Here is a 14,667-nt window from a genome sequence, read left to right on the forward strand (position 1 = left end):
GCACCCGTAACTGTTCCCCGTGCGGACAAGTGCACCCGGCACACCGGGGCCACTTGTCCGCACGGGGAACTGTTAGCGCGGCGGTGCGGCTAGACCGCCTCGAGGATGCTGACGTAGTTGGCCACGCCGACGCCGCCCATGTTCTGCACCAGGGCGCGTCGGGCGCCGGGCAGTTGCATGTCGCCGGCGGTACCGGTGAGCTGCATGGCCGAGACCACGTGCTGCGAAACCCCGGTGGCGCCCACCGGGTGCCCCTTGGCCTTGAGCCCGCCGGACAGGTTGACCGGCAGCCGGCCGCCCGGCGCCACCCAGCCCTCGTCGATGGCCCGGCGGCCCTGACCCGGCATGGTGAGTCCCATGGCCTCGTAGAGCACCAGCTCGGCGATGGTGAAGCAGTCGTGCAGCTCGGCGAAGTCGATGTCGTCCAGGCCGACCCCGGCCATCGACAGCGCCCGCTCGAACGAGACCCGGGTCGCCGCGAACGCCGTGGGGTCGCGCCGGGCGGCCGGGAGGAAGTCGTTGGCCTGGCCGAAGCCGGCCAGGCGCACCGGGTCGGTGGCCGCGCCGGAGCCGCGGCGGGCATCCGTGCTGAGGATCACCGCGGCGGCGCCGTCGGAGACCGGCGAGCAGTCGGTGCGGCGCAGCTGCCCGGCCACGATCGGGTTCTTCTCCGACACGGTGCGGCAGAACTCCTCACCGAGGTCCTTACGCAGCTGTGCGTACGGGTTGGCCACGCCGTTGCGGTGGTTCTTCGCGGCGATCGAGCCGAGCACATCACCGATCGCGCCGTACCGCTCGGCGTAGGCGTCGGCCACCACGGCGAACAGGCCGGCGAACCCGGTGCTGGATGGTGTGCCGGCCAGGTCGTAGTCCGCGCCGAGCAGCGCCGACCCGACCTGGTCGGCCGAGGCGTGGGTCATCTTCTCGGCACCGATCACCAGCACGGTCTTGGCGGTGCCGGCCAGCAGCGACTTCACGCCCTGCTGGAGGGCGGCCGACCCGGAGGCGCAGGCGTTCTCGACCCGGGTGGCCGGCACGTTCGCCAGCACTGGGTCGGCCTGCAATACCAGCGAGGACGGGAACGCCAGCGGAACCAGGGCGGAGTTGAACTGGCCCAGGTAGACCTCGTCGATCTCGGCGGCGTCGATGCCGGCGCCGGCGATGGCCTCCCGGGTGACCTGCACGATGAGGGACTCGAGGGTGTCGTCGGTGAGCTTGCCGAACCGGCTGTGCCCCCAGCCGGTGAGCAGCACGTCGGTGCCGAACTGTGTGGCGAGGCTCATGCGATCGCCTCCGCCGCGGCATCCACCGTGAAGGCAGCCTCGGTGCAGTCGCGCAACTGCTCGACGGTGACGCCGGGGGCGAGACGGACCAGCTGCAGGCCGGCATCCGTGATGTCGAACACGGCGAGGTCGGAGATGATGCGGTCGACCACGCCCACGCCGGTGAGCGGCAGGGTGCACTCGGTGACGATCTTGGCGGAGCCGTCGCGGGCGACGTGCTCGGTGAGCACCACCACGCGGGGGGTGCCGGCGACGAGGTCCATCGCGCCGCCCATGCCCTTGACCATCTTGCCCGGGATGGTCCAGTTGGCCAGGTCGCCGGCGCCGGAGACCTGCATGGCGCCGAGGATGGCCACCTTGACGTGGCCGCCGCGGATCATGCCGAACGAGGTGGCGGAGTCGAACACCGCCCCGCCCGGCAGGATCGTGACGGTCTGCTTGCCCGCGTTGATCAGGTCGGCGTCTTCCTCGCCGTCGAAGGGGAACGGGCCCATGCCCAGCAGCCCGTTCTCACTCTGCAGGGTGACCTGCACCCCGGCGGGCAGGTTGTTGGCCACCAGGGTGGGGATGCCGATGCCGAGGTTGACGTAGTCGCCGTCCTCCAGCTCGGCGGCCGCGATCGCGGCCATCTCGTCGCGGGTCCAGCTCATCGCAGTGCTCCCTCGGGGCTGAAAGTGGTGTTGACGGTGTCGCGCTGGCGCACGGTGCGCTGCTCGATCGGCTTCTCGCGGGTCGTGGCCGGCACGAGGCGTTGCACGTAGACACCGGGGGTGATCACCCGGTTGGGGTCGAGTTCGCCGGCCAGCACGATGTGCTCGGCCTCGGCGATGGTGAGGCGGCCGGCCGTGGCGACCACCGGGTTGAAGTTGCGGGCGGTGTAACGGTAGGTGAGGTTGCCGGCGGTGTCGGCGGTGTGCGCGCGAACCAGGGACACATCGGCAACGATCGCGCGTTCCTGCACGTAGCGCTGACCGTCGAAGTCGGCGTGCGGTTTGCCGTCGGCCACCTGGGTGCCCACCCCGGTCTTGGTGTAGAACGCGGGGATGCCCGAACCGCCGGCCCGCAGCCGCTCGGCGAGGGTGCCCTGTGGGCTGAACTCCACCTCGAGGCGGCCGTCGAGGAACTGCTCGGCGAAGAGCCTGTTCTCGCCCACGTAGGAGGCGATGACCTTCCGCACCTGACCGGCCTCGAGCAGCAGGCCGAGGCCCAGGCCGTCGACGCCCATGTTGTTCGAGACCACGGTGATGCCTCTCACGCCGGAGTCACGCACGGCCTCGATCAGGTCGGCGGGGATGCCGCTGAGGCCGAAACCGCCGACCGCGAGCACGCAGCCGTCGGTGAGGGTGCCGGCCAAGGCCTCGGCGGCGCTGAGGTGCAGTGTTGTCATCGGAGTCTCCTCTGGGTCACGGTGGGGCAGGATGGGCGGGATCGCTCAGGCGGTCCAGCCGCCGTCCATCAGGTACGACGAGCCGGTGACCATGGCCGCCTCGCGGGAAGCGAGGAATGCCACCAGGGCGGCGACCTCGGCGGGTTCGACAAGCCGTTTGATCGCGTTCTTGGCCAGGATCACCTCGTGCATCACCTCATCGGTGGGGATGCCGTGCGCCTCGGCCTGTGCCGTGATCTGGCGTTCGAGCAGGGGCGTGCGCACATAGCCCGGGTTGACACAATTGCTGGTGACCCCGTGGTCGCCGCCCTCGAGCGCGGTCACCTTGGACAGGCCCTCGAGGCCGTGCTTGGCGGTGACGTAGGCGGACTTGAACGCGGAGGCGCGCAGCCCGTGCACCGAGGAGACGTTGATGATGCGTCCATGCCCCTTGGCGTACATGCGCGGCAGGGCGGCCCGGATCAGCAGGAACGGCACCTCCACCATGAGCGTCTGCATCCGGCGGAACTCCGCCGGGTCGAACGCCTCGATGGGGCTGATGGTCTGGTACCCGGCGTTGTTGACCAGGATGTCGGCCTCGAGTACGAGCTCGTCAAGCGCGGCAGTGTCGAGCAGGTCGACGACCCAGGCCTCGCCCCGGACCTCCCCGGCCACCCGCTCGGCGGCCTCGGCATCCCGGTCGGCGACGATCACGTGGGCGCCCTGGGCGGCCAGGGCCGCCGCGCAGGCGGCACCGATGCCGCCGGCGCCGCCGGTGATGACGGCTGTTTGGCCGGAGAGGTCGCTGACCATCAGAGGCTGCCGACGGGGGTCAGGCCGTGCTTCTCGGCATCCACCTTGTCGACCTCGCGCAGGGAGATGCCGCGGGTCTCCTTGAGGGTCACCACGGCCACCAGGGTGACGGCGCACGCCGCGGCCACGTAAATGGCCACCGGCAGCCAGGAGTTGTATTCCTTGAGCAGCGCCGTGGCGATGATCGGGGCCATCGATCCGGCCAGGATCGAGGTGACCTGGTAGCCGAGCGAGACGCCTGAGTAGCGCATCCGGGTGGGGAACATCTCGGCCATGATCGCGGGCTGGCCGGCGTACATCAGCGCGTGGAAGCAGAGCCCGATGGTGATCGCCAGCACGATCAGTGCCGGGTTCTGGGTGTCGAACATCGGGAAGGCGAAGAACGCCCAGGTGGAGCCGAGGATGGCGCCGGCGAGGTAGACGGGCTTGCGACCGAGGCGGTCGGAGAGCTGGCCGACCTGCGGGATCACCAGGAAGTGCACAACGTGGGCGATCAGCAACGCCAGCAGCAGGCTGCTGGTGTTGTACTCGTGCACGGTGACCAGGTACACGATCGAGAAGCTCACGATGATGTAATACAGGATGTTCTCGGCGAAGCGCAGGCCCATGGCGCCCAGGATGCCCTTCGGGTATTTGCGCACCACCTCGAGCACACCGTAGTTGGTGGCCTTGTCGGCCTCCACCTGGGCGCGGGCCTCGAGGAAGATCGGTGCTTCGCTGACGTGGGTGCGGATGTAGTAGCCGACCACGACGATGATCGCGGAGAGCCAGAACGCCACGCGCCAGCCCCAGCTGAGGAACTGGTCGGCGGGCAGGGTCCAGGACATGGTCAGCAATACCAGCGTGGCGAGCAGATTGCCCACCGGCACGGCGGACTGCGGCCAGCTGGACCAGAACCCGCGGGACTGGTTCGGGCTGTGCTCGGCCACGAGCAGCACGGCGCCGCCCCACTCGCCGCCGACGGCGAAGCCCTGGATGAAGCGCAACGCCACCAGCAGAGCGGGCGCCCAGTAGCCGATGGTGTCGAAGCCGGGCAGGCAGCCCATCAGGAAGGTCGCGACACCGACCAGCACGATGGTGAGCTGCAGGGTGTGCTTGCGGCCGAGCCGGTCGCCGATCTGGCCGAAGACGATGCCGCCAAGCGGCCGGGCGATGAAGCCCACCGCATAGGTAAGGAACGCGGCGATGATGCCGTCGAGCTGGCTGCCCGCGTTGGGGAAGAAGACCGTGGCGAAGACCAGGCTCGCCGCCGTGGCGTAGAGGAAGAATTCGTACCACTCGACGACCGTGCCGACCATGGAGGCGGCAACGACCTTCTTCAGGCCCGAGGTTTCGCTGGTGGGGGAGGGGCCGCTTGTGGCGGTGGTGACACGCGAGTTCGCGCTCATGGGGATCTCCTTGAGTATCGGCATTGACACTGGATGGGGGAAGGACTCGTCGTTCTGCACGCGAGGGGCCGCGAACGGCTCCCCTGAGTATTCCGTCTCCCCTTGGCTGCGGCAATGACCACTTCACCACTCCGGATGTGCATAATTGCAGATATGACCGACTCTCGCGTCGCCACCCCGGCCAATCCCGACGACCTGCTGGTGCTGCTCGCCGTGGCGAGGACCGGCCGCTTCACCACCGCCGCCGAATCCCTCGGCCTCAGTCACACCACAATCTCCCGGCGCATCGCGGCCCTGGAGGCGGCGCTGGCCGGTCGGGTGCTCTCCCGTACGGCGGGAGGCTGGGAGCTCACGGACCTGGGCACCCGGGCGGTGCGCGCGGCCGAGAACGTGGAGGCTGCCCTCGATCTGTTGGGCGGGCAGGCGGACGGCGGGGAGCTCTCCGGGGTGGTGCGGTTGAGCGCGACGGATGGCTTCAGCGCGTTCATCGCGGCCCCGGCCGTTGTCGACCTGCAGCGCACGCATCCGGGGCTGCGGGTGGAAATCGTCACGGTGACCCGTCAGGCGCTGCAGCACCGCTCCGGCCTGGACATCGAGGTGGTGGTCGGCCGGCCCCAGGCGCATCGGGCCGAGGCGTTCGAACTCGGCCGCTACACCCTGGGAATGTACGCGTCGCGGGAGTACCTGGCCCGGAACGGCACGCCGGCCGACGTGGCCGAGCTGGTGGAGCATCCACTGGTCTACTTCGTCGACTCGATGCTGCAGGTGGACGATCTGGATGCGCCCCGCCGGCGGGTGCCCACCATGCGGGGCTCGCTGAGTTCGACGAATGTGTTCGTGCAGATCGAAGCCACCCGGGTGGGCGGCGGTATCGGCCTGCTGCCCTGCTTCATGGCCGACCGGCACGACGACCTGATGCGGGTGCTGCCGACGGAGTTCGCCGAGGAACTGCCGTACTGGATGGTGCTGCGGCCCGAGGCGCAGCGCCAGCCGGTGATCTCGGTCGTGGTGGAGGCGCTGCGGTCGCAAATGGTGACGGTGGCTTCGGCGCTCCGCGGCTGAGTCCCGCCTTCGGCTGGACTCTCGACGCCGACAGCGTCCAGCGCCCGGCACGAACCCGCGAGCCGTGAGCTGAAGCCCCCGACAGAGTCGAATTCTCGGGCGCCGCTCGCCGCTCGCGGGCGTGCGGGTGGATCAGGCGGGGCGGGTGGCCGTGAGGTCGCGGACGGCCGCGTACTGGTCACGCACCCCAGGGGTGGGCGTCGCGCGGTAGGTGTCGCTGTGGGAGAGCGCCCAGGCCGGTGGTCGGTCGCCGCCGAGCAGGGCCCAGGCGGCCTGCCTCGCGGCGCCGTCGGCGACGTACTCGCCCTGGCTCGGCACGGTGACGTCGAGGCCGAGCACGGCGGGGGCGAGGCGTCGTACCGCCTCGGACTGGGCGCCGCCGCCGATCAGGAACACGTGGTGAACGGGCACGCCCTGGTCGCGCAGCGCGTCGAGGCCGTCGGCCATGGCGCAAAGCATGCCCTCCACGGCGGCCCTGGCGAAGTGCGCCGGGGTGGTGTTCACGTTCCGCAGCCCGTGCAGGGCACCGGTGGCGTTGGGCCGGTTCGGGGTGCGCTCGCCCTCGAGGTACGGGATCAGCACGAGGCCGTCGGACCCGGCCGGCGCCGAGAGCGCCAGGGCGCTGAGCCCGGCATGGTCCACGCCGAGCATTCGGGCGGCTGCGTCGAGCACCTGGGCGGCGTTCAGGGTGCAGGCCAACGGCAGGAAGGCGCCGGTCGCATCGGCGAACCCGGTGACCAGTCCACTGGCATCCGTCGTGGGGGTGGCGGAGATCGCCGAAACCACACCGGAGGTGCCGATCGAGATCGCCACGTCACCCTCGGACAGGCCGAGGCCAAGGGCCGCCGCGGCGTTGTCGCCGGCGCCGGCACCGAGCACGATGCCGCCGGGGGTCTGGCCGGCGATGGCACCGGGCCCGATCACCGTCGGCAGCACCGTGTCGTGGCCGAGGCCCAGGATCAGCAGGTCGCGCCGGTAGTCTTCGTCGATCGGCGACCAGTAGCCGGTGCCAGAGGCATCCGACCGGTCGGTGGTGAGGCAGGCCAGCCCCGCTGCCCCCGACCCGGCGCCGTTTCCGGCCAAACGCCAGGTGAGCCAGTCGTGCGGCAGGGCCACCGCGCCCACCCGCCCCGCGTTCAGCGGCTCGGCGTCGCGCAGCCAGCGCAGCTTGGTGACGGTGAGCGATGCCACCGGAACCGAGCCGATGATGCTCGCCCACGCCGCCGCGCCGGCCACGGGGTCGCCGTCGCCGAGTTCGGCGATGAGGTCGAGGGCGGCCTGGGCCGACCGGGTGTCGTTCCAGAGCAGGGCGTCCCGCACCACGGCTCCGGTGGAGTCGAGCGCCACCATTCCGTGCTGTTGCCCGCCGACGGCCAGTGCCGAGACATCGGCCAAGCCGCCCGCGTCGGTGATCGCCACCTGTAGGGCGTGCCACCAGCGATCCGGGTGGATCGAGGTGCCGTCGGGATGCGAGGCCCGGCCGGTGCGCACGAGCGCGCCGGTCGTGGCATCGCGGATGACGATTTTGCAGGACTGGGTGGAGGAATCCACACCCGCGACCAAGGTCATCGGGCGCCGAGGCTCTCGGGGACGGATGCGACGACGACGTCCCGGTCTGACCCCAGCAGGATCTCCAGGGTGCGGCGGGCGCCCACGCTGTGCAGTAGGCCCAGCGCCCGGTCGTACTCGGTCACAAAGATCTCGCTCTCGATCAGGCTGCCGAACAGGTCGCGGTCGCGGAGGAAGGAGTGGCTGTCGATCGGGTAACCGGCCGCGCTCGCCATGACGCGCTCCTTGATGCGGTCGCACACATCGATCGGCGCGCCCTGCTCGTCGACACCCTCGGCGTAACGGGCCCAGCTCGCCACGATCGCGGCGGAGAGCTCAACCTGGCCGCCGGCGGCCAACTGGTCGTTGACGACCGGCAGCAGCCACTTCGGGATGCGGTCAGAGGACTCGTTGCAGAGCCGCGCCACGGTGTCGCGCACGCTCGGGTTGGAGAACCGTTCGATCAGGTCCGCTTTGTAGGCCTCGAGGTCGATCCCGGGAACCGGCTTGAGCGTCGGGGTGCCCTCGCGGTCCATGTAGGCCCGCAGGAACTCGGCGATCAACGGGTCACCGGCTGCCTCGTGCACCAGCCGGTAGCCCATCAGATGAGCGAAGTAACACAGGCCCTGGTGGCTGGCGTTGAGCAGGCGCAGCTTCATCAGCTCGTAGGGCTCGACGTCGGCGACGAGTTGGGTGCGGCTCTGCTCCAGCGGCGGGCGTCCGTCGGTGAAGGTGTCCTGCAGCACCCACTGGAAGAACGGTTCGCAGACCACGGGCCAGTCGTCGGTGACGCCGAACGTGTCGGCGACGAGGGTGCGGTCGGCGTCGGTGGTGCCGGGGGTGATCCGGTCGACCATGCAGTTCGGGAAGGCGACCTCGGCGTCGATCCAGGCGGACAACTCCGGGTCTTTTGCGGCGGCGAAGGCGACGAAGGTGCGGTGGGCCACTTCACCGTTGTTCTGCAGGTTGTCGCAAGACATCACCGTGAACGGGGTGATACCGCGGTCGCGGCGTCGGCGCAGGGCCTCGACCGTGATGCCGAACGCGGTGGCCGGCCTGCTGCCGGGCTCGAGGTCCGCGGCGACCTGCGGGTTGGTGAGGTCGAAAGCCCCGGTCACGGGGTGGATGTTGTAACCGCCCTCGGTGACGGTGAGGGACACGATGCGCACGCCAGGGCTCGCCATCCGTTCGATCACGGCTTCGACGTCGTCTGGGGCGAACATGAAGTCGATGATCGAGCCGATCACCCGGCCCTCGAGGTGGCCGTCGGCGTGCTTCTCGACCAGGGTGTAGAGGCCGCCCTGGGAGCGCATCACGTCGCGCATCCTGGCGTCGCCGGGCAGGACGCCGATGCCGCAGATGGCCCAGTCGCGGGCCAGGCCCTGACCGAGCAGGTCGTCGATCATGAGCGCCTGGTGCGCGCGATGGAAACCGCCGACGCCGAAGTGCATGATGCCGGCGGTGAGGCCGGCGCGCTCGTAGCCGGGAACGGTGACGGTCGCGGCCAGGGTGGCGAGGTTCTCGGGGCGGAGGGCGGTGGTGGGAGTGTTCGATGCGGTCATTGTCTTGTCCTTGCTTGGTGTTGCAACAATCGGTGGGGTTGACGCGCTAGCGGGTGAGGAGGTCCATCTCCGTTTCCCGGATGCCGATGGCCGGCGGCACGCCGTCGAAGCCGGGCTGGGTGCCGCGCAGCGCTGCGGACATCGCGGCAGCGACGAGATAGAGCGCGGAGAAGAGCACGACGAGGCCGAAGGCTCCGAGGCTGCTGTAGAGCAGGGCGACGAGCAGCGGGCCGGCAAAGACGGCGGCGCCGATGCCGAGGTTGTACGAGCTCATGGCGGCGCCCGGCTGCTGGGGGGCCAGGGAGACGGCGATGGCCGAGAGCGGCACGAAGCCGGCCAGGCCGATGCCGAAGATCGCACCGACGAGCAGGGTGAGGGCGTAGGCGAACGGCCAACCCTGGCTGATCGCGAAGTCCGGCACCACGTAGAGGCCCAGCATCGACACGGCGCAGAGCACGGCGCCGTACCAGGTGACCGTGCGGCTCCAGCCGTTGCGGTCGCCGAGCCAGCCGAAGAACAGGTTGAACGGGATGTTCACCGCGTAGATGACCGTGGTGAGGATGAGGAACTGGCCGATGCTCCAGTGGAACCTGTCGACGAACAGGGCGGGGAAGAAGATCGCCATGCCGTAGGTGGGGATCGAGTTGATCATGCGGGTGAGCATGACCATCAGCACCTTGGGCTTCGTGGCCAGCAGTTTGAGGCCGAAGGTGAGAACCGTGAAGACCTCGTCGGAATTGGTCACCAGGGGGGCGCGGCCGATTTTCTCCTTGACGCCGATCAACGCGACGGCGGTGCCCAGCGCCGCCAGTCCCAGCGACACCCAGAGGGTCTGGAACATCGACAGGTGGAAGATGTCCAGGGTGCTGGTGGCGACCAGAGCGCCGAGGGTGGGCAGGCCCGCGGTGAATGCCACGTAGAACCAACCGATCGAGCTGGCCAGTCGCTTGGGATTGGCGGTGGCGGTGATCCAGACCAGGAAACCGTAAGCGAAGAACGGGTAGCCGAAGCCCCGCAGTCCGTACGTGATGAAGATCAGCACCACATTGCTGGAGTTGAGCGCCAGGATGAGGAAGGCGAGCTCAAAGAACACCCAGATGCCGGCGCCGATCATCATCACCCGCCGCGGGCCCCACAGGTCGGAGAGGGCGGCGGAGAAGAACGCCGCGATCGCCACGGCAACGCCGTAGACGGTGACGAGCAGGCCGACCAGGGGGATGGAGAAGCCGTGTTCGCCGGTGAGGAACGGGGAGAGGATGTTCGTCTCGACCCCGTCGCCGATCATGAAAAGCGCCAGTCCGACGAACCCCCAGATGAGTGGGCGGGGTAATCCGAGCCTGTCGAGGATGCCCTCTCGGGTCTCGGTCTTCGATCCGGTGGGCGGGTTATGCGTTGCCTGTGATGCCATTATTCGCGTCCTTACGATGGGCCATCAAAAATCAATTCGCCAAAAGTAACACAGTTATTACCATAATTATCATTCTTGATGATAAATCTGACTGAAGTGCGGAATCTGACGTATCATTGTGAACATGGAAGGTGAGACATCCGAGGAGCGCGATGTGGCGCAGTCCCCCCGCGACGGCCTGACCGCAGCGGCGCGGCGCGGCGAACTCGTGCGGTACATCGACATCCACTCCGTCGCCAGGGCGGAAGAACTCGCCGAGGCCTTTGCGGTGAGCCCCATGACCATCCACCGAGACCTCGACTTGCTCTCCCGCGAGGGTCGGATCGAGCGCATCCGGGGAGGTGCCCGTGCCCTGCCGCACGCCTTCCTCGAGCGGGACGTGCGACTTCGCCGAGCTACCAAAGTCGCGGAAAAGGTGGCCCTGGCGCGGGCCGCCGCCGCGCTGATCCGGGCGGGCGACGTTGTGGCCATCGACGACTCCACCACCGCCGCGGCGATACTGCCGGTGCTCGCCGCTCGGGCGCCGTCAACGGTGATCACCCATTCCCTGGCGCTGATGCACGACCTCACCCGAGCGCATCCGGAGATCAAGCTGCTCGGCCTGGGCGGTCAGTATTACCCGGAGACGGACTCGTTTCTCGGCACCGTGGTGATCGAGCAAATCAAGCGCATCTCCGCCGATGTCGCGTTCATTTCCACCACCTCGGTGAAAAATGATGCACTCTTCCACCCCGACGCCGAGTCGGCCCGCACCAAGCAGGCGCTGGTCGAGATGGCCGACCGCAAAGTGCTGCTCGTTGACGTGACCAAGTTCGGCGCCAAGGGGCTGCACCACGTGGTGAACCTCGACGTTTTCGACGACATTCTCGTGAGTGCCGACCTCGCGGCCGAGCACCGGGACCAGCTCGACCGGCTTGACGTGGCTGTGCATTACGTGCCCACCCCCGAGCCCTAGACAGCGCAACTCTGATGGAGCGGGCGGCGGGCCCCCGAGAGCTGGCGGCGGTGGCCGCGTCCGGGCATCCCCGGCCTGGGCGCAGGGCGGTGCCACGCCCACCTGGCACGCCCGAACCGCCCGGGCCGTGGCGCTGTGGGAAAGCCACCACACCGGCAAAAAATCGAATGGAACTTTCAGCATCGAAGCGTAGTGTCGGGCATACGCATTGCGGAGTTCTATGTGGTCACACTGGAGGTTGCTCGTCATGTCCCGAACCTGGCTGAAGTGGATGCCCGCCGTGGCGGTTCCCGCCGTGATCGTCGCCGGGGTCCTCGCGGTTCCCCTGCAGGCCGGCGCGGCCGTCGACCTGCCGGACAAGACCCCGCAAGAGGTGCTCGAACTGGCCGCAGGCAGCACCGTCGACACCTTCTCCGGCACCATCGAGCAGACCTCGGAGCTGGGGCTGCCCGAGATCCCCAGCACCGGGGATGCCGCCACCGCCGAATTCGCCGACGCCCTCGACCTGCTCACCGGCAGTCGCACCGTGCGGGTCTACCAGAACGGCGCCGACCAGAGCCGGGTGCAGGTGCAGGACACCATGTCCGAGCGCAACCTGATTCGCAACGGCTCCGACGTCTGGCTCTACGACTCCGCCGACAACACCGCCGTGTACACCACCCTGCCCGCCGATGCCGCCCCGGGCGCCGGCGCAGAGAAGGCCGGCGCGAGTTACACACCGAGCGAACTGGCCCAGACCTTTCTGGACGAGGTGACCCCGAGCACCGACGTGACCCTGGCCGGGAACACCCAGGTCGCCGGCCGCACCGCCTATGAGCTCGTGCTCACCCCCGACAGCGCCGACACCCTGGTCGGCTCGGTGTCGATCGCGGTGGACTCCGGGACCGGACTGCCGCTCCGGGTGCAGGTTGCCGCGCGGGAAGCCACCGACCCGGCCATCAGCGTGGCCTACACCTCGCTCAGCCTCGAGGCCCCACCCGCCGACCTGTTCGCCTTCACCCCGCCGGCCGGCGCAACTGTCTCAGAGGAGACGCTGCCCACGAAGGATGACGCCGGCCATCCCGAGGCCGACCGGAGCGGTGTGACTGTGGTCGGCACCGGCTGGGACGCCGTCGTGTCGATGCCGGCCGGCGAGGATGCCGCGGCCCTGGCCGACCTCACCGCCTCACCCCTGTACAGCCAGCTCACCGACGCCGTCGACGGCGGCCGGGCACTGAGCACCACCCTCGTGTCGGTGCTGATCACCGACGACGGCCGGGTCTTCGCCGGGTCCGTTCCCGTTGAGCGGCTGCTGGCCGCCGCAACCCAGGAGTGAGCGTCGCCGCCCGGGTCGCCGACCTGGCGATCGAGACCCGGGCCCTCACCAAACGCTTCGGCCAGCAGGCCGCCGTCGATGCCATCGACCTCGCGGTGCCGATGGGCTCGGTGTTCGGATTCCTCGGGCCGAACGGCTCGGGCAAGACCACCAGCATCCGGGTGATGCTCGGCCTCGCCGCCGCCACCAGCGGTGAGGTGAGAGTGCTCGGGGAGCCGATGCCGGGCCGGCTCGCCCGGGTGCTGCCCCAGGTGGGCGCCCTGGTGGAGGGCCCCGCGTTCTATCCGTTCCTCTCCGGCGCCGCGAACCTGCGCCGACTCGATTCCGCCGACCGCGCGGCCCCTACCCGCAACCGCCGGGCCCGGGTGGACCGCGCGCTCGAACGGGTCGGCCTGTCCAACGCGGCGGGCAAGAAGGTGTCGGCGTACTCGCTGGGCATGAAGCAGCGCCTGGGCATCGCGAACGCCCTGCTGATGCCGCGCCGGCTCCTGGTGCTGGACGAACCGACCAACGGACTCGACCCGCAGGGCACCCGAGAAGTGCGTGCCCTGGTGCGGTCGCTGGCCGGGGAGGGCACCACGGTCTTTGTCTCCAGCCACCTGCTCGCCGAGGTCGAGCACATGTGTACCCACGCGGCGATCATGAGCGCCGGACGCCTGGTGGCCCAGGGCACCCTCGACGAGTTGCGCGCCGGTGAGTCCAGAGTGCGGGTGCGCACCCCGGATGCCGCGGCCGCCATCCGCGTGCTGGCCGGCGCCGGCCTCATGGCCGAGCTGGAGCCCGCGCCGAACGATCGCGGCACCGAGAGCTTCCCGGGCGCCTCCGCATCCTCGGGCCGATCCGCCGACCGATCCGCCGACCACTGGGTGAGCGCCCCCATCGACGTGCCCCGCAGCGGACGAGCCCCCGCAGACCCGGGCGGCTGGTCCGCAGGTGGGCAGCTCGAGGAGGAGGACCTCGTCGCCGCGCTCGTGGCGGGCGGGGTGCGGGTGCGCGGGTTCGAGGTGCAGGACACCAGCCTCGAGGACCGCTTCGTGGCGCTCACCGGAGAGGGGTTCGACGTTGTCCGATAAGACGTCCTCTGATGGCCGTCCAGCGGCATCCCCGGTGGCAGCGGCAGCCGAGACGACCGCCCGGCCCGGCGGCGCCTGGGCGCTGCTGGTCTCCGAACTGACTGTGCTCTTCCGCCGCCGCCGCACCTGGGCGCTGTTGCTCGCGCTCGCCGCGGTGCCGGTGCTGATCGCCGTCGCCGTGCGGCTCTCCTCACAGGAGCCCACGCCCGGACGCGGTCCGCCGTTTCTCGACCAGGTCACCCAGAACGGCCTGTTCGTCGCGGTGACCGGCCTGATCGTGTCGATCCCCCTGTTCCTGCCCCTGACCGTCGGTGTGGTCGCGGGCGACACCATCGCCGGCGAGGCCGGGCTGGGCACCCTGCGCTACCTGCTCGTGGCCCCGGCCGGCCGGGTCCGGCTGCTCGTGGTGAAGTACGTCGGCGCGGCGGTGTTCTGCGTGGCGGCCACGCTCACTGTCGTCACCGCCGGGGTGCTCGCCGGGCTGGCGCTGTTCCCGGTGGGGCCGCTGACCCTGCTCTCCGGCGACACCATCAGCCTGGGCGAGTCGTTCCTGCGCGCCCTGCTCATCGCCGGCTACGTCACCGTGTCACTACTCGGCCTCTCAGCCATCGGCCTGTTCTTCTCCACCCTCACCGTGGTGCCCGTCGGGGCGATGGCCGCCACCATCGTTCTCTCGGTGGTCGCGCAGGTGCTTGATTCGCTGCCGCAACTGGACTGGTTGCATCCGTGGCTGTTCAGCCACTACTGGCTCGACTTCGCCGACCTGCTGCGCCAGCCCGTCGACCTCAGCTCCTTCGGCGCGAACGCGCTGCTGCAGGGCGGCTATCTGCTGGTCTTCGGAGCGCTGGCGTACGGCAGGTTCGTCACCAAGGACATCCTGAGCTGAGCCGGTGG

The 14,667-nt window shown here is 69.6% G+C and carries 13 protein-coding genes; 5 read left to right on the forward strand and 8 right to left on the reverse strand.

Going from position 1 to position 14,667, the window contains the following annotated elements:
* Window positions 1-89 precede the first annotated feature (89 nt).
* The 5 genes from BJQ95_RS00195 to BJQ95_RS00215 are packed head-to-tail and all read right to left on the reverse strand — an operon-like array spanning window position 90 to window position 4,850.
* Window positions 90-1,283: an acetyl-CoA acetyltransferase gene (locus tag BJQ95_RS00195; RefSeq protein ID WP_130177694.1), complete on the reverse strand. Its 1,194-nt coding sequence runs from the start codon at window positions 1,281-1,283 to the stop codon at window positions 90-92.
* Window positions 1,280-1,933: a 3-oxoacid CoA-transferase subunit B gene (locus tag BJQ95_RS00200; protein WP_130177695.1), complete on the reverse strand. Its 654-nt coding sequence runs from the start codon at window positions 1,931-1,933 to the stop codon at window positions 1,280-1,282. The genes BJQ95_RS00195 and BJQ95_RS00200 overlap by 4 nt, the downstream gene beginning before the upstream one ends.
* On the reverse strand, window positions 1,930-2,670 hold the full coding sequence (locus tag BJQ95_RS00205) for a CoA transferase subunit A (RefSeq protein ID WP_130177696.1): 741 nt from the start codon (window positions 2,668-2,670) through the stop codon (window positions 1,930-1,932). Before BJQ95_RS00205 ends, BJQ95_RS00200 begins: the two co-directional genes overlap by 4 nt.
* A gap of 45 nt (window positions 2,671-2,715) precedes the next feature.
* Window positions 2,716-3,462 (reverse strand): 3-hydroxybutyrate dehydrogenase, encoded by a 747-nt coding sequence (locus BJQ95_RS00210; protein WP_205750111.1) that lies wholly within the window; start codon window positions 3,460-3,462, stop codon window positions 2,716-2,718.
* A complete protein-coding gene (locus BJQ95_RS00215; RefSeq protein WP_130177697.1) occupies window positions 3,462-4,850 on the reverse strand; it encodes an MFS transporter in 1,389 nt (462 codons plus the stop codon). The genes BJQ95_RS00210 and BJQ95_RS00215 overlap by 1 nt, the downstream gene beginning before the upstream one ends.
* A 153-nt stretch (window positions 4,851-5,003) precedes the next feature.
* On the opposite strand from BJQ95_RS00215, the gene BJQ95_RS00220 reads away from it, so the two are divergent.
* Entirely contained in the window at window positions 5,004-5,912 is a 909-nt protein-coding gene (locus tag BJQ95_RS00220; RefSeq protein ID WP_240694734.1) for a LysR family transcriptional regulator, read from the forward strand.
* 132 nt (window positions 5,913-6,044) lie between these two features.
* On the opposite strand, the gene BJQ95_RS00225 is transcribed toward BJQ95_RS00220, so the two are convergent.
* Genes BJQ95_RS00225 through BJQ95_RS00235 form a run of 3 tightly spaced genes read right to left on the reverse strand, consistent with a single transcriptional unit; the run spans window position 6,045 to window position 10,430 of the window.
* Window positions 6,045-7,481 carry a xylulokinase gene (locus tag BJQ95_RS00225; RefSeq protein ID WP_130177699.1) on the reverse strand — a complete coding sequence of 479 codons (1,437 nt, stop codon included), beginning with the start codon at window positions 7,479-7,481 and terminating at the stop codon, window positions 6,045-6,047.
* A complete protein-coding gene (locus tag BJQ95_RS00230; protein ID WP_130177700.1) occupies window positions 7,478-9,022 on the reverse strand; it encodes a mannitol dehydrogenase family protein in 1,545 nt (514 codons plus the stop codon). Before BJQ95_RS00230 ends, BJQ95_RS00225 begins: the two co-directional genes overlap by 4 nt.
* Window positions 9,023-9,068: 46 nt before the next feature.
* Window positions 9,069-10,430 carry an MFS transporter gene (locus BJQ95_RS00235; protein ID WP_130177701.1) on the reverse strand — a complete coding sequence of 454 codons (1,362 nt, stop codon included), beginning with the start codon at window positions 10,428-10,430 and terminating at the stop codon, window positions 9,069-9,071.
* A gap of 124 nt (window positions 10,431-10,554) precedes the next feature.
* Between BJQ95_RS00235 and BJQ95_RS00240 the strand changes: the two genes are divergently transcribed.
* The 4 genes from BJQ95_RS00240 to BJQ95_RS00255 all read left to right on the forward strand — a co-directional run bounded on the left by BJQ95_RS00240 (window position 10,555) and on the right by BJQ95_RS00255 (window position 14,659).
* Window positions 10,555-11,385, forward strand: a complete 831-nt coding sequence (locus BJQ95_RS00240) for a DeoR/GlpR family DNA-binding transcription regulator (RefSeq protein ID WP_130177702.1) — start codon at window positions 10,555-10,557, stop codon at window positions 11,383-11,385.
* Between the two features lie 247 nt (window positions 11,386-11,632).
* The gene (locus BJQ95_RS00245) at window positions 11,633-12,700 is read left to right on the forward strand and encodes a sigma-E factor regulatory protein RseB domain-containing protein (RefSeq protein WP_205750112.1); all 1,068 of its coding nucleotides are present in this window, start codon (window positions 11,633-11,635) and stop codon (window positions 12,698-12,700) included.
* Entirely contained in the window at window positions 12,697-13,773 is a 1,077-nt protein-coding gene (locus BJQ95_RS00250) for an ABC transporter ATP-binding protein (protein WP_240694735.1), read from the forward strand. The genes BJQ95_RS00245 and BJQ95_RS00250 overlap by 4 nt, the downstream gene beginning before the upstream one ends.
* Before the next feature lie 34 nt (window positions 13,774-13,807).
* Window positions 13,808-14,659, forward strand: a complete 852-nt coding sequence (locus tag BJQ95_RS00255; protein ID WP_130177703.1) for an ABC transporter permease — start codon at window positions 13,808-13,810, stop codon at window positions 14,657-14,659.
* Window positions 14,660-14,667: the final 8 nt, after the last annotated feature.

Origin of the sequence: Cryobacterium sp. SO1, assembly GCF_004210215.2 — a bacterium.
GTDB lineage: Bacteria > Actinomycetota > Actinomycetes > Actinomycetales > Microbacteriaceae > Cryobacterium.